The organism is Phycicoccus sp. Soil748 (assembly GCF_001428025.1).
Classification (GTDB): Bacteria; Actinomycetota; Actinomycetes; order Actinomycetales; family Dermatophilaceae; genus Pedococcus.
This window is the reverse complement of the sequence record NZ_LMSC01000006.1, coordinates 497,386-520,341: the sequence shown is the minus strand read 5'-3', so window position 1 is coordinate 520,341 and position 22,956 is coordinate 497,386. Positions and strand designations below refer to the sequence as shown.

Genomic DNA, 22,956 nt, shown 5'->3' with positions numbered 1-22,956 from the left:
GCGGGCGGGCTCGTCGGTGCGGTAACCGTCAGTGGGCTGCGCCGGCTCCCCGGTCGGCTCCGGCTCGGTGCGTACCCGCGGCAGCGCCTGCACCGTGGTGCGGCTTGCGGGTGATGAGGGGGATGACCATGGCGACGATGGTGATGATCCCGATGATCGTGAACCCGCGGGTGTAGGACTTGCTGTCGCCGATGAGGCTGGCGATGAGCAGCGGCCCGATGACGCCGCCGATGCTCCACCCGACGAGCATGAGCCCGTAGATGGCGCCGACGTTCTTCACGCCGAAGAACTTGCCCGCCGTCGACGGCATGGTGCCGAACGCCCCGCCGTAGCAGGTGTAGATCAGCGCGGCGAGGACGGCGAACAGGGCCGTGTTGCTGGCGTGCGGGATGAGGAGCAGGCAGACGGCCTGGATGCCGAGGATGCCGAGGAACGCCGGCATCTTGCCGACCATGTCGGACAGCCACCCCCACAGGATGCGGCCGCCGCCGTTGAAGACGGCCAGGATGCCGACGAGGCTCGCGGCCGCGGTCTTGGAGTACCCGGCGATGTCGGTGGCGCTGCCGGCCGCCACCGCGATCAGCGAGATGCCGGCGGTGACGCTCATGGTGAGGATCAGGGTCAGCAGGTACCACTGCGGGGTGCGCAGGGCCTCGTCCACCGCGAAGTCGCGCTCACCCGAGACCGCGTCGACGGCCTTGTCGTCGTCCGCCGCTTCAGTCGTAGCCGTGGCAGCGCCGCCGGCCGGCGGGTTGGCGAAGAAGGTCGTGCCGATGAGCAGGGCGACGAGGTAGGCGATGCCGAGCCAGAGGAACGCGCGCGTCGGCTGCGACGGCGAGTTGTCGATGAGCGCCTGCCCGACCGGCGCGGTGATCACGGCGCCGAAGCCGAACCCGGCCACCGCGAGCCCGGTGATGAGCCCCGGCTTGTCGGGGAACCACTTCTGCAGCATGGCGATCGGCACGATGTAGACCATCCCGAGCCCGAACCCGCCGATGACGCCGTAACCCAGGACCAGCAGCCAGAACATGTCGGCGTTGGTCGCGAACGAGGCCATGATGACCCCGATGCTGTAGATGACCCCGCCGACCATCGCGACGACGCGCGGGCCCCGGCGGTCCTGCAGCCGGCCGCCGACGAAGCTGCCGATGAAGATCATCCCGAGGACGACGCTGAACGGCACCGCGGCCTTGGCCTTCGACCAGCCGAACGCCTCCTCGCTCTGCAGCGCCTTGGCGAACACGCTCCAGGCGTAGACCGACCCGATCGACAGCTGCACGAGGATGGCGCACACGAGGATGACCCAGCGGTTCGGGGCCCTGCCCGCGGCGCGGCCGTCCCGCGCGGAGACACCGGCCGTGGTGCTGCGAGTGCTGTCGCTCATCTCGTCCCTCCTTCTGCCCGTGTGGGTCCGGGCCCCTCCGCGAGCCGCCGGTCAGCGGCCCGTCGTGATCGAGTCGTGCGTCTGGCCGCGGCGGCGNCCCGCCTCGAACACGCCGAACCGTGTCAGGACCGAACCCGCCATCAACGCGAACCCGCTGAGCCCGGCGACGGTGCGGTTGCGGCCGAACAGGGCTGCGCCGACGGCACCTCCGGCCGTGAGCAGCTTGGCCGCCTTGAGCATCTGTCCGGGTCGGCCCTCGTGCAGCGGCTCGGCGACGACCGGGTGCATCCGGCGCTCCATGAGCTCCGAGGCGCCCAGCTCGACCGCGGCCCCGATGGTGGCCAGCCTGCGCGCCGGTCCGTTCTGGTCGGCGGGCGTCGCGAGCAGCGCGAGACCGGCTGCCGCCGCGTTGGCCGAGCCCACGAAGACGAACGGCAGCTCCTTGTAGGACTCGCGCCACGTCGGCGTGGTGGTGTCGGCGAGGAGTACCGCGGTGTATGCCGCGAGCGGCATGGAGAACGCCGTCGAGCCTGCCGTGGCGAGGGGGTCGACGCCCCGGGCGAGGCGCGCGAGCCTCGACCCGCGGGGCAGCACCGCTCCCGCGACCTCGGTCGCTGCGGCGGCGCCCGCGAAGGCGCCGAACCCGGTGAGGATCCACGAGCCGACCGACATGGGCGAGGTCACCTTGGCGACGCGCAGCATGTTGAGCGCGCGCTCGGGCCGGCCGAGGTCCTTGGCCAGGGCGGCACCACCGAGCGCCACCGAGGCGAGCGCGCCGAAGCGGCCGACGCGGCGCAGGGCCGGGCGGCTGGACACGGCGCCGCCCGCCCCGACCAGCCCGGACCCGCCGGCCAGGCCACCGAGGAAGAGGTAGGCGGCGATCTCGTGGCCCCACGGCGCCGGCTTGACGACGTTGTGGCCGTAGTAACTCGTGAACTCGGCGTCGGGCACGAGGACCGACTCGTCACGGCGACGCCGGCCGCCGCCGTCAGCCTTGCCACCGCCGCGCCGGCGCTGGCCGCGCGGGACCTCCGGGGGTCGGTCCGCGTCGAACGGGTTGGTGGTCACCGGCGCCTCCCAGCGAATGCAGCCACGGCCATGCCGAACATCGCCACCGCGGCGATGCCGGCCTTGCGGAACATGTCGGGCAGGTCGGCCGTCGGGACCCGCGGGTCCGGCGGGAGGCCGTAGACCTCCGGCTCGTCGAGCAGCAGGAAGACCGAGCCGGTGCCCCCCACCCCGTCATCGGCGTTGGCGCCGTAGAGGCGCGCCTCGGTGAAGCCGTTGTCGTGAAGCACCTCGACCCGGTCCCGTGCGGTGTCGAGCATCTCCGCCAGTGTCCCGAACTTGATCGACGTGGTCGGGCACGCCTGGGCGCACGCAGGGGTCTGGTCGTGGCCGAGCCGGTCGTAGCAGAGCGTGCACTTCTGGGCGACGCCGACGTTGCTGACGACCCCGCCGCCGCGCTTGTCGTCGCGCTCGTCCTCGCGACGCTCGATGACGCCGAACGGGCAGGCCGCCACGCAGTAGCCGCAGCCGTTGCACACGTCCGGCTGCACGACGACGGTGCCGTGCTCGGTGCGGAACAGCGCACCCGTCGGGCAGACGTCGAGGCAGCCGGCGTGGGTGCAGTGCTTGCAGACGTCGGAGGCCATCAGCCACCGGAAGTCCGGCAGCGTGCCCGTCGCATGGGCGGTCCGGGCGGCAGCCGCCATCGCGTCGAGCGAGCCGTCGTCGGCGACCGCGGTCGGGACGACGCCCTCGAGCCCGGCCGGTGCCGTGCCGGAGGCAGCGGACGGCGAGCCCTGCGGCGCGTCCGGCGGGCGCAACGCCGGCATACCGAGGTCGACGAGGCGGCGACCCGAGGCCCGCGCCTCCTCCACCCGGTCAGCTGTCTGCTCGATGAACGCCACGTGCCGCCACGTGCTCGCCCCCAGCGAGCCGGTGTTGTCGTAGGAGTTGCCGGTCAGCGACAGGCCGTCCTCCGGGATCGCGTTCCACTCCTTGCACGCGACCTCGCAGGCCTTGCATCCGATGCAGATCGAGGTGTCGGTGAAGAACCCCTTGCGGGGCTCGGGCTCCTCCCAGGCCGCGTCGTGCGACGGGTCTGTCGGCCCCGCGAGCTGGTGCTGCCAGAAGCCCATCAGGCGTCCGCCTCCTTCGACGAGCCGGACGCGCCGGCGGTGGTGGTGCGCAGCTGGTTGCTGGTCTCGACCGTGACCCCTGCGCGCGACTGGTACTCCTCCACCAGCCGCAGCAGCGCCTCGCCCTGGGGCCGTCGGCCGGGGACGATGTCGCACGACCCTGCCTTGGACTCCTGGATCTGGACGTTGGGGTCGAGAGCGATGCCGAGCAGGTCGTTGGCGGCGTCGCCAGAGACGACGGCGTCCCGGCCGACGCCCCAGTGGTAGGGCAGCCCGACCTGGTGGATCGTGCGACCGCCGATGACCAGCGGGGTCATGCGCTCGGTGACGAGGACCCGTGCCTCGACCGCGGACCGCGCCGAGACGATCGTCGCCCACCCGCCGTTGGCCAGGCCCCGCTCGGCCGCGAGCTCCGGCGAGACCTCGCAGAAGAACTCGGGCTGGAGCTCGGACAGGTAGGGCAGCCACCGGCTCATGCCACCGGCCGTGTGGTGCTCGGTGAGCCGGTAGGTGGTGAACACGAAGGGGTAGACCTCGGCGCCGGGCGCGTTGCCCGACGGGCTCCACAGGTTGTCCTTGCGCGGGAAGACCCTGCGCGCGGGGTTGGACTGCTGCCCGTAGAGAGGGTTCTGGACCGGCGACTCCTGCGGCTCGTAGTGCGTCGGCAGCGGGCCGTCGAGCATGCCCTTCGGCGCGAAGAGCCAGCCCTTGCCGTCGGCCATCATGACGAACGGGTCGTCACCGGCCAGGCCGTCGGGGCCACCGGTGCCCGGCTCCGGCCGGTAGGACGGCGCCTTGGTCTTGACGAAGTCCGGGGTGTCGATCCCGGTCCACTGCTGCTGCTCCTCGTCCCACCACACGTACTTCTTGCGCTCGCTCCACGGCTTGCCCTCGGGGTCGGCCGAGGCGCGGTTGTAGAGGATCCGCCGGTTGTCGGGCCAGGCCCAGCCCCACTCCTGCGCGGTCGGGCCCTGCTCGCGGCCGGGCTTGCGGTTGGCAGACCGGTTGACCCCGCCGGCGTAGACGCCGGAGTAGATCCAGCAGCCCGAGCTCGTGGACCCGTCAGCCTTGAGCTCGGTGTACATGCCGGCCAGCTCACCGGCCTTGTCACCGCTCAGGTGGCGCCCGTTGATCTCCTGCAGGACGGCCTCGCTGCTGATCTCCCCCTCGTCGTCGAGCGGGTAGTCCCAGGTGAGGTCGAGCAGCGGACGGTCGCGCGGGTCGTCGGAGTCGGCCAGCCTGGCGCGGATCCGCTTGCCCAGCTCGAAGAAGAACTCCAGCTCGCTCTGGCAGTCGCCCGGCGGGTTGACCGCCTTGTGCCGCCACTGCAGCAGCCGCTGGGTCTGGGTGAACGTGCCGGCCTTCTCGACATGCGAGGCCGGGGGCAGGAAGAACACCTCGGTGCCGATCTTCTCCGTCGACAGCTCGCCGGTGGCGATCTCGGGCGCGTCCTTCCAGAACGTCGCCGACTCGATCATCTGCAGGTCCCGGACCACGAGCCACTTCAGCTCGGCGAGGGCGAGCCGCTGCATCTTCGCGTGCGCCGAGCCCACGGCCGGGTTCTGCCCCAGCAGGAAGTAGCCCTCGACCTGGCCGTCCTTCATGGCCATCGTCGTCTGGTAGGTCCCGTGCGCCCCGCTCAGGCGCGGCAGGTAGTCGAAGGCCCAGTCGTTCTCCTTGGTCGCCGCGTCCCCCCACCACGCCTTGAGCAGGCTCACGGCATACGCGTCGGCGTTGGCCCAGAAGCCCTTCTGCTGCTTGTTGCCGATGGCGCTGACGTAGTCGTCCCACGTGTCGTGGTTGCCGACCATCGGCATGGCGAGGTAGCCGGGGAGGATGTTGTAGAGCGTCGGGATGTCGGTGGAACCCTGGATGCTGGCGTGGCCCCGCAGCGCCATGATCCCGCCGCCCGGGCGGCCCATGTTGCCCAGCAGGAGCTGGATGATCGCGGCCGTGCGGATGAACTGCGCGCCCAGGGTGTGCTGGGTCCAGCCCACCGCGTAGACGAACGCCGAGGTCCGGTCGCGGCCGCTGTTCTCCGTCACGGCCCTGGCCACGTAGTGGAAGTCGTCCACCGAGATGCCGCACACCTCGGACACCATCTCGGGGGTGTAGCGGGCGTAGTGGCGCTTGAGGATCTGGAAGACCGTGTGCGGGTCCTGCAGCGACTCGTCGCGCTTGACCTTGGCGTGCTCGAGGGCCGGCCCACCCGAGCCGTGCTCGTCACCCGCCGAGCGCTCGGACCCGCTGTGGCCGTGCTCGTGACCAGCCGCAGGACCGCCGATGGTGCCGGGTGAGGCGTTGGGCCCCTCCCCTTCGGTGGCGTACGCCCAGCTCGACGGGTCGTAGTTGTTGAGCTTGTCGTCGTAGCCGGAGAACAGGCCGTCGAGGTCCTCGGTGTCCTGGTAGTCCTCGCTCACCATCGTCGCCGCGTTGGTGAACGCGACGACGTACTCCTTGAAGTACAGCTCGTTGGCGAGGATGTGGTTGATCAGGGCGCCGAGGAACACCACGTCGCTACCGGCGCGGATCGGAACGTGCTTGTCCGCCGTGGCCGAGGTGCGCGTGAACCGCGGGTCGATGTGGATGACCTTGGCTCCGCGAAGCCGCGCCTCCGTCACCCACTGGTAGGCCACCGGGTGGCACTCGGCCATGTTGGAGCCCTGGATGACGATGCAGTCGGCATTCGCCAGGTCCNGTCAAATACGGGCTTGGTTCTCGATCTGTATGGCGCCGGCCGCGGTGAACAGCTTCTTGATGAGGTAGTTCTCCTCGTTGTCCAGCGTGGCGCCACCGAGCGAGGCGATGCCCATGGTCCGGCGCAGCGGACGGCCGTGCTCGTCGTGGTCCTGCCAGGTGCGACGCCGGCTCTCGACGAAGCGGTCGGCGATCATGTCGAGCGCGGTGTCGCGGTCGAGCGGCTCCCAGTCGGTGGCATGGGGACGCCGGTAGAGGACCTTGGTCTGGCGTCCCGGGCTGTTGACCAGCTGCTCGCTCGCCGAGCCCTTCGGGCACAGGCGGCCGCGGGAGATCGGGGAGTCGGGGTCGCCCTCGATCTGCACGACCTTCTCGTCCTTGACGAACACCTTCTGGCCGCAGCCGACGGCGCAGTAGGGGCAGACGCTCTGGACGACGCGGTCGGCGGTCGAGGTGCGGGGCTCGAGGTCGCGTGTGCGCTGGGACGTGACGGCCGGTCCCCGGCCGAGGAAGTCACCACTGGCCACCTGCCGCAGAACCGGCCAGGACAGGAACGTCCGTTTCGCGTCCATCGCTCCTCCTCGAGTCGAACCTGCTCCGACCTTGCCACATCCGGTCGGGGGCGGCACGTCACAGATGTCACGGACTGCTCCGTCGCCACCTGCGGCTTTGGCTCGGGCGCTTCCCGCCATGTCCTCAGGAACCTCTCGGTCGGTGGTCGTAGCATGGCGCCCCGTGGAACAGCCCCCAGACCGCCCAGATCCCGGTACGGAGCCGGGCCGCCCGGTCGTCGGCCGACGTGCCGTCCTGGCGATCGGCCTGACGGGCATCTCCGGTGCCGCGCTGGCGGGCTGCGCGACGGGCTCGGACCGCGGCGCTGGTGCCGTCAAGGCGTCCACCGCGGGAGCGCAGCCCACGCCGGGCGCGGCAACGACCTCGCCGACCTCTCCCGCCCGGGCGACAACCTCGAGTGCGTCGACGGCCACGACCAAGGGCCCGCCGCGCCTCGCGCTGACCCCCGGTCCTGACATCACGCACGGCCCCAGGACCGGCGACCAGGTCGCCCTGACCTTCCACGGCCAGGGGCCCGAGTCGATGGCCCGCGACATCCTTGCCGCCTGCGCCAGCGCCGAGGCCGAGGTCACCGTCTTCGCCGTCGGCACCTGGCTGCAGCAGTACCCGCACGTCGGCCGGGCGGTCGTGGCGGCCGGGCACGAGCTGGGCAACCACACCTGGAGCCACCAACAGATGAAGCAGCTGTCGCGGTCCCAGGCGGTCGACGAGGCCGAGCGCGGCGCGCGGGCGCTCAAGACTGCCGTGGGCACTGCCGGCTGGTGGTTCCGGCCCTCGGGCACCCAGCACAGCACTCCGACCATCCGGGCTGCTGCCGCCGCAGCCGGGTACCACCGTTGTGTGTCCTACGACGTCGACCCCGAGGACTTCCTGGACCCCGGGGCGCACGCGGTCCGCACCCGCACGCTGGCCGCGGTGCGGCCGGGGTCGGTCGTCAGCCTGCACTTCGGCCACCAGGGCACCGTCGACGCGCTGCCCGGGATCCTCGCTGGGCTGCAGGCCAAGGGGCTCCGACCCGTGACCCTCTCGACCCTCCTGCAGGAGCAGTGATGCCTTCCTCGAGCGCGACCAGCACGCGTGCGGTCCGACCCGTACCGACTCGCACCCGCCGCCCTGGGACTCACCGAGGGGTGGCGCTGCGCGCCCTGGCCACCGCGCTGGTCGTGGGCACTGCCGCGGCGGGGTGCGCCGGCACGTCCGGCGACGGCCCCTCGACGACGCCGACCCACGCCCGGTCCGGGAGCAGCACCAGCGCCGACGCCACCAACCACGACGCGGCCGACGCCAGCACCGCGACCTCGGGGTCGGCGAGCAACGTCTATGCGGCCGCAGGACCCGGCGCCCTCAGCCCGACCGCCCGGCGCGCACGGCAGATGGTCTACGTCCCCAACACCCTGAGCGACACCGTCCAGCTGATCGACCCGCACACCTACAAGGTCGTCGGACGGTTCCACACCGGCCGTGAGCCCCAGCACGTGGTGCCGTCGTGGGACATGAAGACGCTGTGGGTCAACGCAGACCTCGGCAACAGCCTGACGCCCATCGACCCCGTCACCGGCAAGGCCGGGCGCCCCGTCCCCGTCGAGGACCCGTACAACCTCTACTTCACCCCCGACGGCAAGCACGCCCTCGTCATGGCGGAGCGCATGCGCCGCATCGACGTCCGCGACGCCCGCACCATGAAGCTGCAGCGCTCGCTCCACGTGCCCTGCGCCGGGATCAACCACGCCGACTTCTCCGCCGACATGTCATTCCTCGTGGCGAGCTGCGAGTTCAGCGGCAAGCTGATGGTCATCGACGCGTCCGTCACCAAGGTGCGCAAGGTCGTCGACCTCAACCGCGTCCACACCCCTGGCGCCACGTCGCCCGGCGAGGCGATGGCGATGCCGGGGAGCCCCAAGAACGGGCTGCTCCCAGGAGCCAGCTCGATGCCCCAGGACGTGCGGCTGACCCCCGACGGCAAGCGGTTCCTCGTCGCCGACATGCTGCGCAACGGCGTCTGGGTCATCGACGCCCACACCCTCAAGGTGGCGCGGTTCATCCACACCGCGCTGGGCGCCCACGGGCTCTACCCCTCCAGGGACAGCCGCCAGGTCTACGTCTCCAACCGCGACGCAGGCAGCATCACCGTGCTCGACTCGTCCACGCTCGCGACCACGGCCCTGTGGAAGATCCCGGGCGGCGGCTCACCGGACATGGGGGGCGTCACCGCCGACGGCGCCGAGCTCTGGCTCGCCGGTCGCTACGACCGCGAGGTCTACGTCTTCGACACCGCGACCGGCAAGGTGACCCACACGATCCACGTCGACGCGGGCCCGCACGGCCTGTGCGTCTGGCCGCAGCCGGGCACGATGAGCCTCGGCCACACCGGCAACATGCGCTGACCCGGCCAGGACTCCTCCACGACGCGCCCGCGGCGTCAGGGCGCGGTCGCGACGAGGCTAGGGCACGGTGACGGTGACCTTCTTGGAGAGCTGCCCGTTGCCGTAGGCGTTCGCCGCCCGCACCTGGTACTCGTGCACCCCGCTCACCGGGCGCACGTCCGTCCAGGTCGTCGGGCCGGACGGCGTGGCCGTCAGGGAGATGACGCGGACGCCGTCGCGCAGCACCGTGTACTTGGTGATGGGCGACCCGCCCGTGGTCGGCACGGTCCACTGGAGCTGGACCGAGGGCCCGGAGACGACGGTGGCCGTGAGCGTCGGCGGGCCGGGGGTGCCCGGGGCCAGGGTGGCCGACACCTCGGCCGAGGCGCTGCCCGGCCCGGCGGTGTTCACCGCGCGGACCACGTAGTAGTAGGTCGTGCCCACCACGACGTCGCTGCTGTCGTCGTACGCCGTGGTGCCCACCTCGGCGACCGGGGTGGCCCCCTCTCCACCGGGGGTCGTCCCGCGCAGGACCTGGTAGGCGGTGACGGGGGCGCCGCCGTCGGCGGCCGGCGGGTTCCACTGCAGGTGGTTGTAGCCCGGGGCGCTGGTCGCCGCCACGGAGGTCGGCGGTCCCGGCGGCACGACCTGGACCGTGCCGCTAGGGCGCGCGGACACCTCGGCGGAGGCGGCGCTGCCGCCCAGCGCGTTCGTCGCCTGCACGACGTAGTAGTAGGTCGTGCCGTTGACGACAGCGGTGTCGTCGAACGTCCGGGTGGTCTTGGACAGCGTCACGAGCGGCGACCTCGAGAGGTTCTGCCCACCGGGGCTGGTGCTGCGGTAGACCTTGTACTTCTGCAGCCCGGAGCCGCCGTCGCTCGAGGGGACGGCCCACGACAGGTGCACCACGGCGTTGCCGGGGGCTGCGACGACGCGGGTCGGCGGCTGCGGGACACCGGTCGCGGCGCTGTCGAGCCACATGGCGAAGTGGGGCTGGGCCACCCTGGCGACCTTGCTGAAGTCGCCCCCGAGGTAGAGCCTCTTCGCGTCGGCAGCCAGCGCCCACGGTCCCTGCGAGCTGTTGATGCTCGGGGCGAACGCCGCCAGCGCCCCGGTGGCGGGGTCGACCGCGGCCAGCTTGTTGCGGGTCTGGCCCATGAACGAGCCCGTCCCGCCGTAGTGCCCGGCGCAGTAGAGCTTGCCGCCGAAGAGCCGCACGCCCTGCATGTTGCCGTTGCTGTGGGCGCTCCAGCGCAGCGCACCCGAGCCGATGTCGAGGGCGGCGCAGGCACCGCCCGAGCCGGCGGTCGCGGTGTAGACGCTGGTGCCGTCGGAGGTCACGTCGAAGATCGGGGCGTACGAGCCCTGGTTGGTCGGGCCGGCACGGAAGGCGGTGTCCACCGCACCGCCGAGCAGCGACACCGCGGCGAGCTTGTTGGTCGAGGACCGCCCCGAGACCGACGTGAAGTCGCCACCGAGGAACAGCCGCGGGGTGCCCCCCGCCGCGACGTTGAGGGCCCGCACGCGGTCGTTCGGGGCCGCCGCCCACGCCGAGTCCACGGCACCGTCCACTCCGCCGACCTTGGCGGCGTACGGCGCGGACTGCGTCCCACCGTCGGTGAGCGCGGTGAAGTTGCCGCCCGCGTAGACCGAGCCGCCGGAGTACGCGAGCGCGTCGACCTGGCCCGGCGCCACCACCGACGGGCTCCACTGGAGCAGGGCACCGGTCGAGGTCGAGAGCGCCGCGAGGCCCTTGCGGGTGGCACCGTTGACGGTGCCGAACGTGCCGCCCACGTAGAGCGCGCCGGAGCCGTCCGTGGCGAGGGAGGTGACGGTGTTGTTGGTGCCGCCGGCGAACGCCAGGTCGGCTGCACCCGTGGTGGCGGAGAAGACCGCGAGGTTCTTGACCGGGTAGGACACCCCCGAGGGGTCGATGACGCTGGAGAACGTGCCGCCGACGAACACCCGGTCGCCCACGGGCAGGATCGCCAGGACCCTCGGGACCCCTTTGCTCGCCGAGGTCGTGGTGGCCGGCCCGACTCCCCACGTGCGCGCCGGGGCGGCGGTCACGTCCGCCCGTGCCGGCGCCGTGGCCGCGAGCGCGCCGCCCAGGGCCAGGACGGGCACGAGGACCCAGCGGAGCACGGTGCGGCGTGCTTGTCTTCCCATGGCGACCTCGCGATCGTGGTGGTGGGGTACCGGGCTGCCCGGCCTAAGGAATCGGGAACCGGGCGATCCCCGGCTGGTTCGTGTTGTTGACCTTGGTGAACTCACCCAGGGCGTAGAGGTTGCCGCCGGCGGTCGTGAGGTCCCAGACCCCGAAGGCGGAGTTGAAGGTGGCGAACGCCCGGGCCACGCCGGTGCCGTCGTCGACGACCACGGTCTTGCGGGCGGAGAAGTCGATGAGGCACCCGGTGGAGGCGGTGGAGCTCGGCAGGCAGGTGTTGTTGAAGTGGCCGGCGCCGTAGATGTCGCTGCCCTGGGCCTCGACGGACTGGACGTTGCCGTCGGTCTTGACCTGCCACCGCTGGGCGCCGCTGCCCGGTGTCGTGCCGTAGACCGAGTTGCCCGCCGGCAGGTGTCCCCCGGTGCCGAGATAGACGCCGGTGGCCGACGTCGCGATGTCGAAGACCTGGGAGTCGAAGGCGAGCTTGGGGTCGTAGGGCTGGACCACGCCCGAGGCGTCGAGCAGCGCGACGTAGCTGCGGGCGGCCCCGCCGATGCTGGTGAACCTGCCGCCGACGTAGACCTGGCTGCCGCTCGCCTTGACGACGTGGACCAGGCCGTTCGGCTTGGGGTTGAAGGACTGGACGACCGCGCCGGTGGTGGGGTCGAGGGCCGCGAGCTTCGGCCGCTTGGTGCCGTTGACCGTGGAGAACGCGCCGCCGATGTACAGCGTGCCGTTCGTGTAGTCGAGGGACTCGACGGTCGACGAGACGTCGGGGTGGAAGCTGCTCACGACCTGCCCGGACGGGCTGACGGCCGCGAGGTTGGTCCGGGCCACGCCGCCGACGCTGGTGAACGAGCCGCCGAGGAAGATCGTGGTGCCGTCGGTGGCGAGGGCGTAGACCTTCCCGACCACGTCGGCCTTGAACGCGGGGTCGCGCACGCCGGTGGTGGCGTTGAGGGCGGCCAGCCCCGCCGCGGCGGCACTGTCGACCTTGGTGAAGCTGCCCCCGATGTAGAGGCGTGTCCCGGCCTGGACCGAGTTGTAGACCGGACCCGTGGCCGTTGACGACGGGGCGGGTGACGGGCTCACGGCAGCCAGGGCCGGCGTCGCCGCCACGAGAGCCAGGGCTGCACCCACCGCGACAGCGGCAGCAGGACGAGTGTTCATGCGGACCTCCCGAGCACCTTCCCCCGACACCCCCGTCGGGGACCGGCACGCATGCATGGCCGGTTCCCCGGAATCTAGGCCTTCGGCGTCGGGCTGCCCTCCACCAACGGTGGTATGTCCTAGCTCCGTCATCGAGCAGCGGATATGACGAACGGTTGAGGCCAGGCTCCGCAGGTCGAGCGCGTTTGCCGGTGCTTGCGTGCGTACGCACCGGCTGGCGCAGGCTCCTACGCCACCGGTATGGGGACACATGCCGCGCAACGGGTCCGCACCGCGGTCCACGTGGGTGGCCGCCTGTCCTTGGGGAGCAGCCTCACCAGCGTCGACGGGACCGCACGCGTGCGTTCCTCAGTCCAGCGGCTCGACCCAGGCGGAGCGCCAGGCCGGCGGGTCGGACCTCTCGGCGTAGTAGCGGGTCTCGCGGGCGATCAGCGCGTCGTCGTCGAGCTCGAAGACCACGATGTTGCGCCACGGGCCCTGCCCGTAGTCGAGCTCGCCCTCCATCACCCAGAGGCGTCCCACGCCCGCCACGCGGCGGATCCGCACCGACATCGGGGGTGTGGGGAACGCCTCCTGCATGGCCCGCATCGCGTCACGTCCGCGGATCCGCTCACCCGACTGCGGCATCTCCATGACGAACTCGGACGACCTCAGCCGGTACTCCTCGTCGGGGCTGAGGCCGCTGCCGTCCGCCAGCCCGAGCATGCGCTCGAGCCCCTCGCGCATCGCAGCCGCGTCGTCGTGCGCCATCGCCTGCCGGAAGAGTTCCTGCACCGTTGCCTGGGCCATGGCTGCACCTCCGGTCGTGGACCCAGCCAGTGTGCTCGCCCGACGCCGACGCCGTCCATGGCCCCTCCCGGCGGTCAGCCCCGGGCGCCGTCAGCTCCGTTCGACGACCACCCAGGCGTCGATCGCCTCCAGCACGGTCTCGGTGACACCGTGCTTCGGCGTGAAGCCGAGCAGGTCCCGGGCCTTGTCCATCGAGAAGTGCGGTGAGCGGCCGATGTGCTCGAGCGTCGCGCCGGCTGCCTCGGGTCCGGCCCTCTCGGCGAACTCCGCCCACGGCGCGAACTCGAGCCGCGGCTCGTTGCCGAAGTGGCGGGCGACCAGCTCGGCGTAGCCGCGCAGGGTGAGCGCCTGCGTGCAGACGCTGTTGAAGCTCTCGCCCACTGCTGACTCAGGCTGCTCGAGGCAGGCATGGTGCAGGTCGGCGACGTCCTCGGCGTGCACGTGCTGCACCGTCTCCAGGCCGCGGTCGGGCAGCAGGCAGGAGCCGTCCGCGCGCAGCGCGTCGAGCACAGCGAGGTCGAGGTTGCCGGCCGGCCCGATCGGCATCCAGCCCGGGCCGCTGATGTGGCCCGGGTGCACGACGCTCGCACGGACGCGGGTCTGCTCCATGAGGTACTCCTCGACGGCCAGCTTGCCCACGCCGTATTCGCCGTAGGGGCGCTTGGGTGCGTCCTCGCCGGTCGGCACGACCTCGCTGGGTCCGTAGGACCAGACGCTCCCGGTCTGCACGACGTGCTGGCCGTCCAGGGCCTCGACCAGCTGCTTCGCCTGGGTGGGGGTGAAGCAGGTGAGGTCGACCACGCCCTCCGGCCGCAGGGCCGCGACCGCCGCCCCGAACCGCCCGTCGGCCTCGGCCGCCTCGCGGTCGCAGACCACCATCTCGACGTCGTGCCAGCGAGGGTCCTCGCGGTACGGACGCCGCGACCCCCTGCTGACGACGGCCACCTCGTGCCCCGCCTCGACGAGGCCGGGGACCAGGTAGGTGCCGATGTGACCGGTGCCGCCGATGACCACTACTCGCATCCGGCGACGATAGCTGCCGCCGGCGCGTCACTCCTTGCGGACGATGTCCACCGAGACCTCGACCGCGGCGACGGCTCCCCGGTTCTCCAGCCAGTGGGTGGTCTCCCGGTCCTCCGGCCAGCCCGGCCCCGGTCCGTACTCCGTGCTGGCCCCGTCGCGGTGGTCGGTGATCGTCCCCTGCAGGACGAAGACCGTGCCCGGCCGACCCCGGTGGTCGTGCACCGGCCCGAAGACGCCGCCGGGCTCGATGGTCACCCTGCGCATCCGCAGCTGGTAACCCTCCAGGCCCTCGATCTCCGGGCCGAGGTCGACCGTCGCCAGCAGCTCGACCGCGACTCCCCTGGCCCCGTGCGCGTGCTCCTGCTCCTCACCCATGGGTGCTCCTCCCCGACCGGTTCCGCGCCGCGCGCCGGGTGGTCGTGCGGCCTCCCCACCATCGTCGCCCCACGGGCAACCGCCAGGGTGCGTATGGCACGGACGGCTCCGGGGCCCCTGTCAGGCGCGGGCGACCAGGACCGCCTGGGCGTCCCGTTCGTGGGCGGCGGCAGCCCGCTCGAGGCGGGCCACCTCGACCATCCCTGCCACGGCGAGAGCCTGCGCCATCTCGTCCGGGGTGCGGTTCCAACGGTGCAGCACGACGTCGTGCCCGTGGCTGCGGTAGCTCCCGGAGACGTCGCGCACGCCGTGACCGGACTGGAACGCGGCCAGCAGCAGCCCGCCGGGCCCCAGCACGCGGCGCAGCTCATGCAGGACGACCGGGAGGTCCGCATCGGGGGTGTGGATCGTCGAGTACCAGGAGAAGACCCCGTCGAAGCAGTCGTCGGGGAAGGGCAGGTCGGCGAGCGAGGCCACCTGCGCCGGGTAGGCAGCGTGGTCGCGACGGCTGCGCCGCACCATCTCGGGTGACAGGTCCACGCCCTCGACGCGGCAGCCGTGGCCGGCGAGGACGGGCATCATGCGGCCCGCCCCACACCCGGCGTCGAGCACCCTCCTGCCGCCGCCGACGAGGGAGGCGAAGTGCTCCACCATCGCCAGCTCGACGGGCAGCTCCGGCTCGGTCGAGCGGAAGTGGTCGGCGTAGGTGTCGGCGACCTCGTCGTACGCCGACCGGACCGCGGGCTCGTCCTGGGAGGTGGTCACGCCGGGAAGTCTCGCGCACAGGGCGCCTCGAGGCGTGACACCGCGACCGAGGTCGCGCGACAATCGCACGAGGGACACCGGCGCAGGGGGTGCAGGCACGTGGGGGACGCAGGCGAGTCCGCATACAGGACAAGGCCGCTCACGGAGGAGACGTGGCCCGACTTCGCTGGGCTGGTGGAGGCCAACAACGGCGTCTGGGGCGGCTGCTGGTGCATGGGCTTCCACCCCGAGGGCGTGGGCAGCGGGCACACGGCCGCGGGCAACCGCGACGCCAAGCAGGCCCACGTGCGGCGCGGCACGGTCCACCAGGTCCTGGTCTACGACGGCGACGACTGCGTCGGCTGGTGCCACTACGGCTCGCCCGCGGAGCTGCCGAACATCAAGAACCCCAGGGCCTACGAGGCGGAGCTGGACGAGCTGCCGGACTGGCGCATCGGGTGCCTGTTCACCGGCCACGGCCACCAGCGCCAGGGCGTGGCGAGGTCCGCGGTGACCGCCGCCCTCGCCGCGATCGAGGACGCGGGTGGCGGGCTCGTGGAGGCCTATCCCGAGCAGGTCGAGGGACGCGAGCCGCAGCGCGGCAGCTACCTGCACACGGGGCCGGAGAGCCTGTTCGAGGAGCTGGGCTTCGAGCGCGACCGCCGTATCGCCAAGTGGCGCTGGGTCATGCGGCGACGGGTAGCGTCGGGCGGGTGCCGCGACTCCTCCACCTGAACGGACCCCCGGGCATCGGGAAGTCCACGTTGGCAGCCCTCTACACACACCGCCACCCCGGCACGCTCAACCTCGACATCGACACGCTGCACCAGCTCGTGGGCGGGTGGCGCGACCCGGCCAACCACACCCACGAGGTGCTGCGGCCGGTCGCCCTGTCGATGGCGGCCACGCACCTGCGTGGTGGCCGCGACGTCGTCCTCCCCCAGTTCCTCGGGCGCCGCGCCGCGATCGAGGCGTTCGAGCAGGCAGCCGTGGGCGAGGGGGCCGAGTTCGTCGAGGTCGTCCTGCTCGACGACCGGGCCGGGTCGCTCGAGCGCTTCGACCGGCGCGAGGACGACAGCCCCTGGGGGCGGCACAACCGCCGGCTGGTGGCCGACCAGGGCGGCCCGCGGTTCCTCGCCGAGATGTACGACCTCCTGCTCGAGGCCGTGGAGCACCGGCCGCGTGCCGTCGTCGTCCGCAGCGAGTACGGCGCGGTGGAGGAGACGTATGCCGCCCTCCTGCGCGCGCTGCCCGGAGAGGTCGACCCGAGGGGACGTTAGGCCCTGGTGACACCGCCCACCCGGTGGCATCGTGGGGGATGCGGAAGGAGGTGCGTCATGAGACTCACGCTTCGCGATTATGTTGCGACAGTTCTGGTTGCGGCTATCGGTATCCCCTACGTGGCCTTCCTGATGAACAACGACGTGTGGTTCGTCAAGGACGCCCGCGGGATGTCCGCAGTCGGCCTCATCCTCGGTGCCGTCGCGTTCCTCGTCCTGAGGACGGGCAACGCGCACGACAGGATGGGAACCGTCGAGACGGGCGCATCGATCGTGTCCCTGGCGCTGGGGCTGCTGGCCCTGGCGTTCGCGGAGGCTGGCGCAGCCGAGGTGCTGCTCGCCGTCTTCATGGGCTCGATCGCCGTCGTGTGGCTGCTCGAGCTGGCTGACCACGCCGGCTTGGTGCACGTTCACGCGACTCCCGTCACACACGGCTGAAGCCGACCCACCTCGGCGAGCGTGCGATCCGTCGCCCGCTCGCCGAGTCGTGTCCACAATCTTGACCAGTTCCAGATGAGGGCTAGGGTGGGCGGCGTGACGACGGATCTCGCGAAGGCGCTGCAGGAGGCGTCCTTGCGTGTCACCCGCCCCCGGCTCGCGGTGCTCGCGGTCCTGCGCGAGCACCCCCACATCGACACCGACGGGGTCATCGAGCACGTCCGCGCCGAGCACGGCGCGGTCTCCCACCAGGCCGTGTACGACGTGCTGCGTGCCCTGACCGACGCCGGGCTCGCCCGCCGCATCCAGCCCACCGGCGCCACCGCGCGGTACGAGGCGCGGGTCGGAGACAACCACCACCACCTGGTCTGCCGATCCTGCGGCAGCATCGCCGACGTCGACTGCGCCGTCGGCGACGCCCCCTGCCTCACCGCCTCGCACGACCACGGCTTCGTGGTCGACGAGGCGGAGGTCGTCTACTGGGGCACCTGCCCCGACTGCTCGGCCGCCTCATCCAAGTGACACCGCAAACCGGAAGGAAGCACCGATGACCGACAGCCACGACACGAGCGCCACCCCGGACAGCCCGCAGGGGGTGGACCGCAAGGCCGAGGGCGGCTGCCCGGTCATGCACGACTCCGCAACCGCGCAGGGCACCGAGAGCGAGAACCCCGCCATCTCCTCGCCCACCCCCAAGACGGGTGGCCGTCCGCGCACGCTGAAGGACTGGTGGCCGAACTCGCTCGACCTGTCGCCGCTGCGCTCCAACTCACCCCGCAGCAACCCGCTCGGCCAGGACTTCGACTATGCCGCCGAGTTCGCCAAGCTCGACCTCGACGCGGTCAAGGCCGACATCGTCGACGTGCTCCACACCTCGCAGGACTGGTGGCCGGCCGACTTCGGCCACTACGGCGGCCTGATGATCCGCATGAGCTGGCACTCGGCCGGCACCTACCGCATCTTCGACGGCCGCGGTGGCGCCGGTGACGGTGGCCAGCGGTTCGCGCCCCTCAACAGCTGGCCCGACAACGCCAACCTCGACAAGGCCCGTCGCCTGCTGTGGCCGGTCAAGCAGAAGTACGGGCAGAAGATCTCCTGGGCCGACCTGCTCGTGCTCGCCGGCAACGTCGCCCTCGAGGACATGGGCTTCGAGACCTTCGGCTTCGGCTTCGGCCGCGAGGACGTGTGGGAGCCCGAGGAGATCTTCTGGGGCCCCGAGGACACCTGGCTCGGCGACGAGCGCTACTCCGGTGAGCGTGAGCTCGACGAGGTGTTCGGCGCGGTCCAGATGGGCCTGATCTACGTCAACCCCGAGGGCCCGAACGGCAACCCCGACCCGCTGGCCTCGGCCCGGGACATCCGCGAGACCTTCGGCCGGATGGCGATGAACGACGAGGAGACCGTCGCCCTCATCGCCGGTGGCCACACCTTCGGCAAGACGCACGGCGCGGGCAACCCCGACCTCGTCGGCCCGGAGCCGGAGGGCGCTCCCCTGGAGGAGCAGGGCCTGGGCTGGAAGAGCTCGTTCAACTCCGGCAAGGGTGGCGACGCGATCACCTCCGGCCTCGAGGTCACCTGGACCGACGTCCCGACGCAGTGGAGCAACCGCTACTTCGAGATCCTCTTCGGCTACGAGTGGGAGCTCACCGAGAGCCCGGCCGGCGCCAAGCAGTGGGTCGCCAAGACCGACGACGAGATCATCCCCGACGCGCACGACCCGTCGAAGAAGCACCGCCCGACGATGCTCACCTCCGACCTCGCGCTGCGCGTCGACCCGGCCTACGAGAAGATCTCGCGCCGGTTCCTGGAGAACCCCGAGGAGTTCCGGCTGGCGTTCGCCAAGGCCTGGTACAAGCTCCTGCACCGCGACATGGGCCCCGTCTCGCGCTACCTCGGCCCCTGGGTTCCCGAGGTCCAGCTGTGGCAGGACCCGGTGCCGGCCGTCGAGGGTGAGCTCGTCGGTGACGCCGACGTCGCCGCGCTCAAGGCCGCCGTCCTCGACTCCGGCCTGACCCCGGNGGGGGGCGCCAACGGTGCGCGCATCCGGCTCGAGCCACAGCGCAGCTGGGCGGTCAACCAGCCCGAGCAGCTCTCGCGCGTCCTCGACACGCTCGAGCAGCTCCGCACCGAGTTCAACGGCAGGGGCGGGGCGCAGGTCTCCCTGGCCGACCTCATCGTGCTCGCGGGCTCCGCAGCAGTGGAGAAGGCGGCGGCCGACGCCGGCGTCGAGGTCACGGTGCCCTTCCACCCGGGTCGCACGGACGCCTCGCAGGAGCAGACCGATGTCGACTCCTTCCGGGTGCTCGAGCCCCGGGCCGACGGCTTCCGCAACTACCTGCGGGCCGGCGAGAAGCAGCAGCCGGAGGTCCTGCTCGTGGACCGTGCCTACATGCTCGACCTCACCCCGCCCGAGATGACCGTCCTCGTCGGCGGCCTCCGGGTCCTCGGTGCCAACGTCGACGGCCTTCCGCACGGCGTCCTCACCGACCGTCCGGGCGTCCTGTCCAACGACTTCTTCGCCAACCTGCTCGCCCCCGGTGCGCAGTGGAGGGCCTCGAAGTCCGAGGAGAACGTCTACGACATCCTCGACGCCGGCTCAGGCGACCTGAAGTGGACCGCCACCGCGACCGACCTCATCTTCGGGTCCAACTCCCAGCTGCGGGCCCTCTCGGAGGTGTACGCCAGCAGCGACGCCAAGGAGAAGTTCGTGCGCGACTTCGTCGCCGCCTGGACCAAGGTGATGGAGCTCGACCGCTTCGACCTCGCCTGAGCCCGGTTGGGGTCAGGCAGCCTGCCGACCCCCACCGCGCCACTCAGGTGAAGGGCCCCCGCGACCTCGGTCGCGGGGGCCCTTCGCCTTCTGCCGGTGGTGCCGGCGAACTGGTCGGGCGACTACTCGTCCTGGGGGTCCCCCACCAGTCGCCAGCCGCTGACCAGCCGGAGCAGCTCTGCCCTCTGCGCCTCGGAGAGCACCGTGGCGGTCGTGGCGGCCTTCTTCACGTCGTCCATGACGACCATGGTGCGTCGGCCGAGGAGCCCGATCAGCACGGGCGCCCCGGACCGTCGATCATCCGGCCGAAGGTTGAAGCCGTCGTCGCCGAACGGCTGAGGGGATCGACCGGATGCAGCACCGCGGGCTGGCCCTTTTGGCGCCGTATGCACCGCTCCACCAATTGGCGCAGGGCCTGGTCATGACTTCGGCGCTCTGGTTCTGCCCGCGGGTTCGGTAGCGTCCTGCGCCGGTACACACGTTCTCGAGGACGCGCTTGCAGGCTCTGCCTGCCCCACGAGCCGTCGCGACGGAGGTTCACGATGGCTGACTCAGGTCGTTCGCGGGGTAGCCGCCGAGTCTCGCGGTCGGTCGGAGCTGCCACCGGGGTGCTGGCGCTCGTGGGGTTGGCGACAGCCCCAGCCTTCGCCTCCCCCGGCGTCACCGCGATGTGGCACCTCGATGAGTCCGCCGGCTCGACGACGATGGTGGACTCGTCCGGCGGCGGGCACGATGGCACGATCTCGTCCGGTGTGAGGGTGGGGTTGCCGGGTGTGCTCGGCAGCGCCTACGGGTTCTCCGGCAGCGGCTCGATCGTGCGGGTGCCGGACCCGACCGGCGCCCTGAACCCCGGACGGGCACCGTTGACGATCTCGGCCTACCTCCAGGTCCCCGCCGACCTGAAGTCCGGGGACTACAACGTCCTGGAGAAGGGCAGGCCACTGCCACCGGCGGCGCCTACAAGCTGGAGATCGCCGGGAAGTCGTCCTCGTCGAGGTTCGGTTACCCCGACTGTGCGTTCAACTACCCCGGGGGCAAGCAGAGGGTCTACGGGCCCAAGGCCATCAACGACGGGAAGTGGCACCTCGTGGAGTGCCACCTCACGACCGACACGGTGTACGCGTCGGTGGACTCCGTGCGGGGGCCGGCGCTGAAGAGGACCGTGACCAGCATCGCCAACACGGTCGACCTCACGATCGGTGGCAAGCCCAACAACAGCCACTACTTCAGGGGCCTGGCTGACGAGATCACCATCCAGATCGGGTGACTCGTGGTCCCGAGCAGCAGAAACGCCCCCGACCGGAGTCGGGGGCGTTGTCCGAGCCGCCTATCGGAATCGAACCGATGACCTATTCATTACGAGCGTCTGTGGGCACGCTGAGAGGTCGGCACCAACGGCGTCTTCCGCACGAACGGCGTCAATTTCGACCAGTCGTACGGGTCGGACGACGTTGTCATGTGCCCATCTTGTGCCCATGCGCAGCCATTCCTCTTGGCGTCGCCGCGATGACTCGCCAACATCGATCCCATGGACGAGGACTACAGGGCCGTGATCGGCGAGCTCGAGCAGATGCAGGAGCGTCTACGGGCTCTCCGCTTCCGGCTGTGCACCAACGCGAGCCGGGAGAACATCCGTTACCGCAGCTTCTCGGGGGCCGTCTCTCACCTGAACAAGGTCATCGACGACCTGGAAAGGGACTTAGCGGGGCGCGCTGGCGCCTAGGCAACCAGGCGGGTATGCGCAGTGACCGAAGCCGACACGGAAGCAAGGTGACCGGCTGCGATGCCGATACGACACCCGGCCCAACGGGTCTGAAATGCCGGCTCCTGACGTTGGCGACGGCTGGGGCCTGAGGCAACTATGCACGAGCGGCCCCCCTGCCGTCAGCAGCGCAGTAGATAAGGAGTAGCGGTGAAGCCCAGCAGCGCCCTGGAAACTGTTCAGGGCGCTGCTGCTTTGTGCCGGTCGGCCTCCGGAGCCGGCCGAGCCCGGAACGGCCGCCAGGCCGCATGCCCGGCACGGCCGGGGCCGGAGGCCCCGGCCCGCGGCGAAGCCGCGTTTAAGCCAGTGAAGAAAGTCCTCACCGTGGAACACCCGAAGTGCGCAAGGTGGTGCCAGCCGAGTACAGCCTGTTCCAAGCCGCAGACCTCTGCTGCACCCTCGCATTGCTGGCAGCGAAGATACAAAAGGGCGGGCTCTCCAAGTCGGAGGAGGTGTTCTTCTCGACACCAAAACAGAACGCCGCCCGAGCCATGAAGAAGGGATACCTTTCACTCCTCGAAAAGAGATCATTCAGCGGCTAGGCGAACCGCCACAGCCTGGACGACGCCCTGCAGCAGCTCGCCAATACTGCGGAATTTCGCTTCAGCTGGGGCACGGCGGAGTGGCCCAAAGACGACGAGGACTTCGATACGGTCCTTCGCAAAGCGGATCAGTCGATGTACCGGATGAAGGCAGCCCGCAAGGCGGCGCAGACAAGCTAGCTCATCCTTGAGCCCGTATTCTCTGCCTCCGCCTGCGCTAGAGCACGTTCAATACTCGCGACCGCATGGGCCGGAGTCTCATGCTCCCATATCCTCAGAACTCGCCATCCGGCTGCCTCCAGCGCCCGTACGGTCTCAAGGTCACGCGCTCTATTGTTGTCGACCTTCTTGGCCCAGTATTCGGCGTTTGTCTTCGAAGCGTTGTGGTGGATAGGGCAGCCGTGCCAAAAACAGCCGTCGACAAAGACGGCCACACGATAACGCGGGAAAACGATGTCGGCAGTACGCCGCAGTTGCTTAACAGGTCGTCGATTGACGAAATACCTACGACCTCGTGCGTGCAGAAGTCGGCGGATTGCGAGCTCCGGTCCTGTATCGCGACCTTTGTTGGCCCGCATCGTCGCCCGTACCGCCGGCGACGACGCCCAGCTGGCAGACTCTGGCATCGTGACAGGCTACCGCGGGCTCTTGGCGGTTCTACCTCAGCATTCAGCGGTGACCCCGGCAGCTCGACAGCGGGAGCAGGTTCGGATTCCAGACCACAGCGCGCTGCGG

The 22,956-nt window shown here is 71.0% G+C and carries 20 protein-coding genes and 3 pseudogenes; 10 read left to right on the top strand and 13 right to left on the bottom strand.

The genetic code is table 11. The features are described from left to right. Window positions 1-28: 28 nt before the first annotated feature. The 5 genes and pseudogenes from ASG70_RS07425 to ASG70_RS07405 form a co-directional block, all read right to left on the bottom strand. Window positions 29-1,384 (bottom strand): OFA family MFS transporter, encoded by a 1,356-nt coding sequence (locus ASG70_RS07425; RefSeq protein WP_082590268.1) that lies wholly within the window; start codon window positions 1,382-1,384, stop codon window positions 29-31. Window positions 1,385-1,481: 97 nt separating this feature from the next. Beyond that, a partial coding sequence (gene nrfD / locus ASG70_RS20345; RefSeq protein ID WP_369818888.1) for an NrfD/PsrC family molybdoenzyme membrane anchor subunit occupies window positions 1,482-2,335 on the bottom strand: 854 nt, incomplete at its 3' end. Between the two features lie 113 nt (window positions 2,336-2,448). Next, the gene (locus ASG70_RS07415; RefSeq protein ID WP_056883166.1) at window positions 2,449-3,528 is read right to left on the bottom strand and encodes a 4Fe-4S dicluster domain-containing protein; all 1,080 of its coding nucleotides are present in this window, start codon (window positions 3,526-3,528) and stop codon (window positions 2,449-2,451) included. Then, window positions 3,528-6,225: pseudogene (gene fdh, locus ASG70_RS07410) on the bottom strand (formate dehydrogenase); the annotation flags it as partial. The gene ASG70_RS07415 and the pseudogene fdh, both read right to left, overlap by 1 nt. 5 nt (window positions 6,226-6,230) lie before the next feature. Then, a pseudogene (locus ASG70_RS07405) lies at window positions 6,231-6,797 on the bottom strand (formate dehydrogenase); the annotation flags it as partial. Window positions 6,798-6,960: 163 nt separating this feature from the next. Between ASG70_RS07405 and ASG70_RS18840 the strand changes: the two are divergent. Together ASG70_RS18840 and ASG70_RS07395 are read left to right on the top strand one after the other, a co-directional pair. Then, a complete protein-coding gene (locus tag ASG70_RS18840) occupies window positions 6,961-7,848 on the top strand; it encodes a polysaccharide deacetylase family protein (RefSeq protein WP_235531384.1) in 888 nt (295 codons plus the stop codon). Window positions 7,849-7,928: 80 nt separating this feature from the next. Next, on the top strand, window positions 7,929-9,182 hold the full coding sequence (locus ASG70_RS07395) for a YncE family protein (RefSeq protein WP_056883163.1): 1,254 nt from the start codon (window positions 7,929-7,931) through the stop codon (window positions 9,180-9,182). Window positions 9,183-9,239: 57 nt separating this feature from the next. Here the strand turns inward: ASG70_RS07395 and ASG70_RS07390 are convergent, their stop codons facing one another. From ASG70_RS07390 to ASG70_RS07365, 6 genes are all read right to left on the bottom strand, one after another. Continuing rightward, window positions 9,240-11,330: a fibronectin type III domain-containing protein gene (locus tag ASG70_RS07390; RefSeq protein ID WP_156399873.1), complete on the bottom strand. Its 2,091-nt coding sequence runs from the start codon at window positions 11,328-11,330 to the stop codon at window positions 9,240-9,242. A gap of 43 nt (window positions 11,331-11,373) precedes the next feature. Next, complete coding sequence (locus ASG70_RS07385) at window positions 11,374-12,498, bottom strand: hypothetical protein (protein WP_156399872.1); 1,125 nt, start codon at window positions 12,496-12,498, stop codon at window positions 11,374-11,376. 348 nt (window positions 12,499-12,846) lie between these two features. After that, window positions 12,847-13,287, bottom strand: coding sequence for a nuclear transport factor 2 family protein (locus tag ASG70_RS07380; protein WP_056883160.1), 441 nt, complete (start codon window positions 13,285-13,287; stop codon window positions 12,847-12,849). 90 nt (window positions 13,288-13,377) lie between these two features. Continuing rightward, complete coding sequence (locus tag ASG70_RS07375; RefSeq protein WP_056883159.1) at window positions 13,378-14,310, bottom strand: NAD(P)-dependent oxidoreductase; 933 nt, start codon at window positions 14,308-14,310, stop codon at window positions 13,378-13,380. A gap of 27 nt (window positions 14,311-14,337) precedes the next feature. Beyond that, on the bottom strand, window positions 14,338-14,685 hold the full coding sequence (locus ASG70_RS07370) for a cupin domain-containing protein (RefSeq protein ID WP_056883158.1): 348 nt from the start codon (window positions 14,683-14,685) through the stop codon (window positions 14,338-14,340). A 120-nt stretch (window positions 14,686-14,805) separates the two neighbouring features. Then, window positions 14,806-15,450, bottom strand: a complete 645-nt coding sequence (locus tag ASG70_RS07365) for a class I SAM-dependent methyltransferase (RefSeq protein WP_056883157.1) — start codon at window positions 15,448-15,450, stop codon at window positions 14,806-14,808. Window positions 15,451-15,624: 174 nt separating this feature from the next. On the opposite strand from ASG70_RS07365, the gene ASG70_RS07360 reads away from it, so the two are divergent. The 6 genes and pseudogenes from ASG70_RS07360 to ASG70_RS19890 all read left to right on the top strand — a co-directional run. Then, on the top strand, window positions 15,625-16,164 hold the full coding sequence (locus tag ASG70_RS07360; RefSeq protein ID WP_235531383.1) for a GNAT family N-acetyltransferase: 540 nt from the start codon (window positions 15,625-15,627) through the stop codon (window positions 16,162-16,164). Continuing rightward, on the top strand, window positions 16,143-16,709 hold the full coding sequence (locus ASG70_RS07355; RefSeq protein WP_082590263.1) for an AAA family ATPase: 567 nt from the start codon (window positions 16,143-16,145) through the stop codon (window positions 16,707-16,709). The genes ASG70_RS07360 and ASG70_RS07355 overlap by 22 nt, the downstream gene beginning before the upstream one ends. Before the next feature lie 57 nt (window positions 16,710-16,766). Beyond that, window positions 16,767-17,147, top strand: a complete 381-nt coding sequence (locus ASG70_RS07350) for a hypothetical protein (protein ID WP_156399871.1) — start codon at window positions 16,767-16,769, stop codon at window positions 17,145-17,147. Window positions 17,148-17,243: 96 nt separating this feature from the next. Further along, window positions 17,244-17,669: a Fur family transcriptional regulator gene (locus ASG70_RS07345; protein ID WP_369818882.1), complete on the top strand. Its 426-nt coding sequence runs from the start codon at window positions 17,244-17,246 to the stop codon at window positions 17,667-17,669. A gap of 25 nt (window positions 17,670-17,694) precedes the next feature. Further along, a pseudogene (locus tag ASG70_RS19895) lies at window positions 17,695-19,165 on the top strand (peroxidase family protein); the annotation flags it as partial. A gap of 1 nt (window position 19,166) precedes the next feature. Continuing rightward, a partial coding sequence (locus ASG70_RS19890) for a peroxidase family protein (RefSeq protein WP_304437972.1) occupies window positions 19,167-19,917 on the top strand: 751 nt, incomplete at its 5' end. A 122-nt stretch (window positions 19,918-20,039) separates the two neighbouring features. Here ASG70_RS19890 and ASG70_RS19245 read toward each other — a convergent pair. Next, window positions 20,040-20,195 carry a hypothetical protein gene (locus ASG70_RS19245; RefSeq protein WP_156399870.1) on the bottom strand — a complete coding sequence of 52 codons (156 nt, stop codon included), beginning with the start codon at window positions 20,193-20,195 and terminating at the stop codon, window positions 20,040-20,042. A gap of 1,250 nt (window positions 20,196-21,445) precedes the next feature. Here ASG70_RS19245 and ASG70_RS07330 point away from each other — a divergent pair. Continuing rightward, window positions 21,446-21,640, top strand: coding sequence for a hypothetical protein (locus tag ASG70_RS07330; protein WP_056883151.1), 195 nt, complete (start codon window positions 21,446-21,448; stop codon window positions 21,638-21,640). Window positions 21,641-22,236: 596 nt separating this feature from the next. After that, the gene (locus ASG70_RS20340) at window positions 22,237-22,401 is read left to right on the top strand and encodes a diguanylate cyclase domain-containing protein (protein ID WP_156399888.1); all 165 of its coding nucleotides are present in this window, start codon (window positions 22,237-22,239) and stop codon (window positions 22,399-22,401) included. Here the strand turns inward: ASG70_RS20340 and ASG70_RS18835 are convergent. Continuing rightward, entirely contained in the window at window positions 22,398-22,847 is a 450-nt protein-coding gene (locus tag ASG70_RS18835) for a very short patch repair endonuclease (protein ID WP_082590261.1), read from the bottom strand. The two genes, ASG70_RS20340 and ASG70_RS18835, sit on opposite strands and share 4 nt — an antisense overlap. Between the last annotated feature and the right edge of the window lie 109 nt (window positions 22,848-22,956).

What these genes read in the sequence shown, in the direction of transcription:
- ASG70_RS07425 (WP_082590268.1), bottom strand. Translation starts at nt 1,384, where the DNA reads ATGAGCGACAGCACTCGCAGCACCACGGCCGGTGTCTCCGCGCGGGAC.
- ASG70_RS07415 (WP_056883166.1), bottom strand. Translation starts at nt 3,528, where the DNA reads ATGGGCTTCTGGCAGCACCAGCTCGCGGGGCCGACAGACCCGTCGCAC.
- ASG70_RS07390 (WP_156399873.1), bottom strand. Translation starts at nt 11,330, where the DNA reads ATGGGAAGACAAGCACGCCGCACCGTGCTCCGCTGGGTCCTCGTGCCC.
- ASG70_RS07385 (WP_156399872.1), bottom strand. Translation starts at nt 12,498, where the DNA reads ATGAACACTCGTCCTGCTGCCGCTGTCGCGGTGGGTGCAGCCCTGGCT.
- ASG70_RS07380 (WP_056883160.1), bottom strand. Translation starts at nt 13,287, where the DNA reads ATGGCCCAGGCAACGGTGCAGGAACTCTTCCGGCAGGCGATGGCGCAC.
- ASG70_RS07375 (WP_056883159.1), bottom strand. Translation starts at nt 14,310, where the DNA reads ATGCGAGTAGTGGTCATCGGCGGCACCGGTCACATCGGCACCTACCTG.
- ASG70_RS07370 (WP_056883158.1), bottom strand. Translation starts at nt 14,685, where the DNA reads ATGGGTGAGGAGCAGGAGCACGCGCACGGGGCCAGGGGAGTCGCGGTC.
- ASG70_RS07350 (WP_156399871.1), top strand. Translation starts at nt 16,767, where the DNA reads ATGAGACTCACGCTTCGCGATTATGTTGCGACAGTTCTGGTTGCGGCT.
- ASG70_RS07330 (WP_056883151.1), top strand. Translation starts at nt 21,446, where the DNA reads ATGGACGAGGACTACAGGGCCGTGATCGGCGAGCTCGAGCAGATGCAG.
- ASG70_RS18835 (WP_082590261.1), bottom strand. Translation starts at nt 22,847, where the DNA reads ATGCCAGAGTCTGCCAGCTGGGCGTCGTCGCCGGCGGTACGGGCGACG.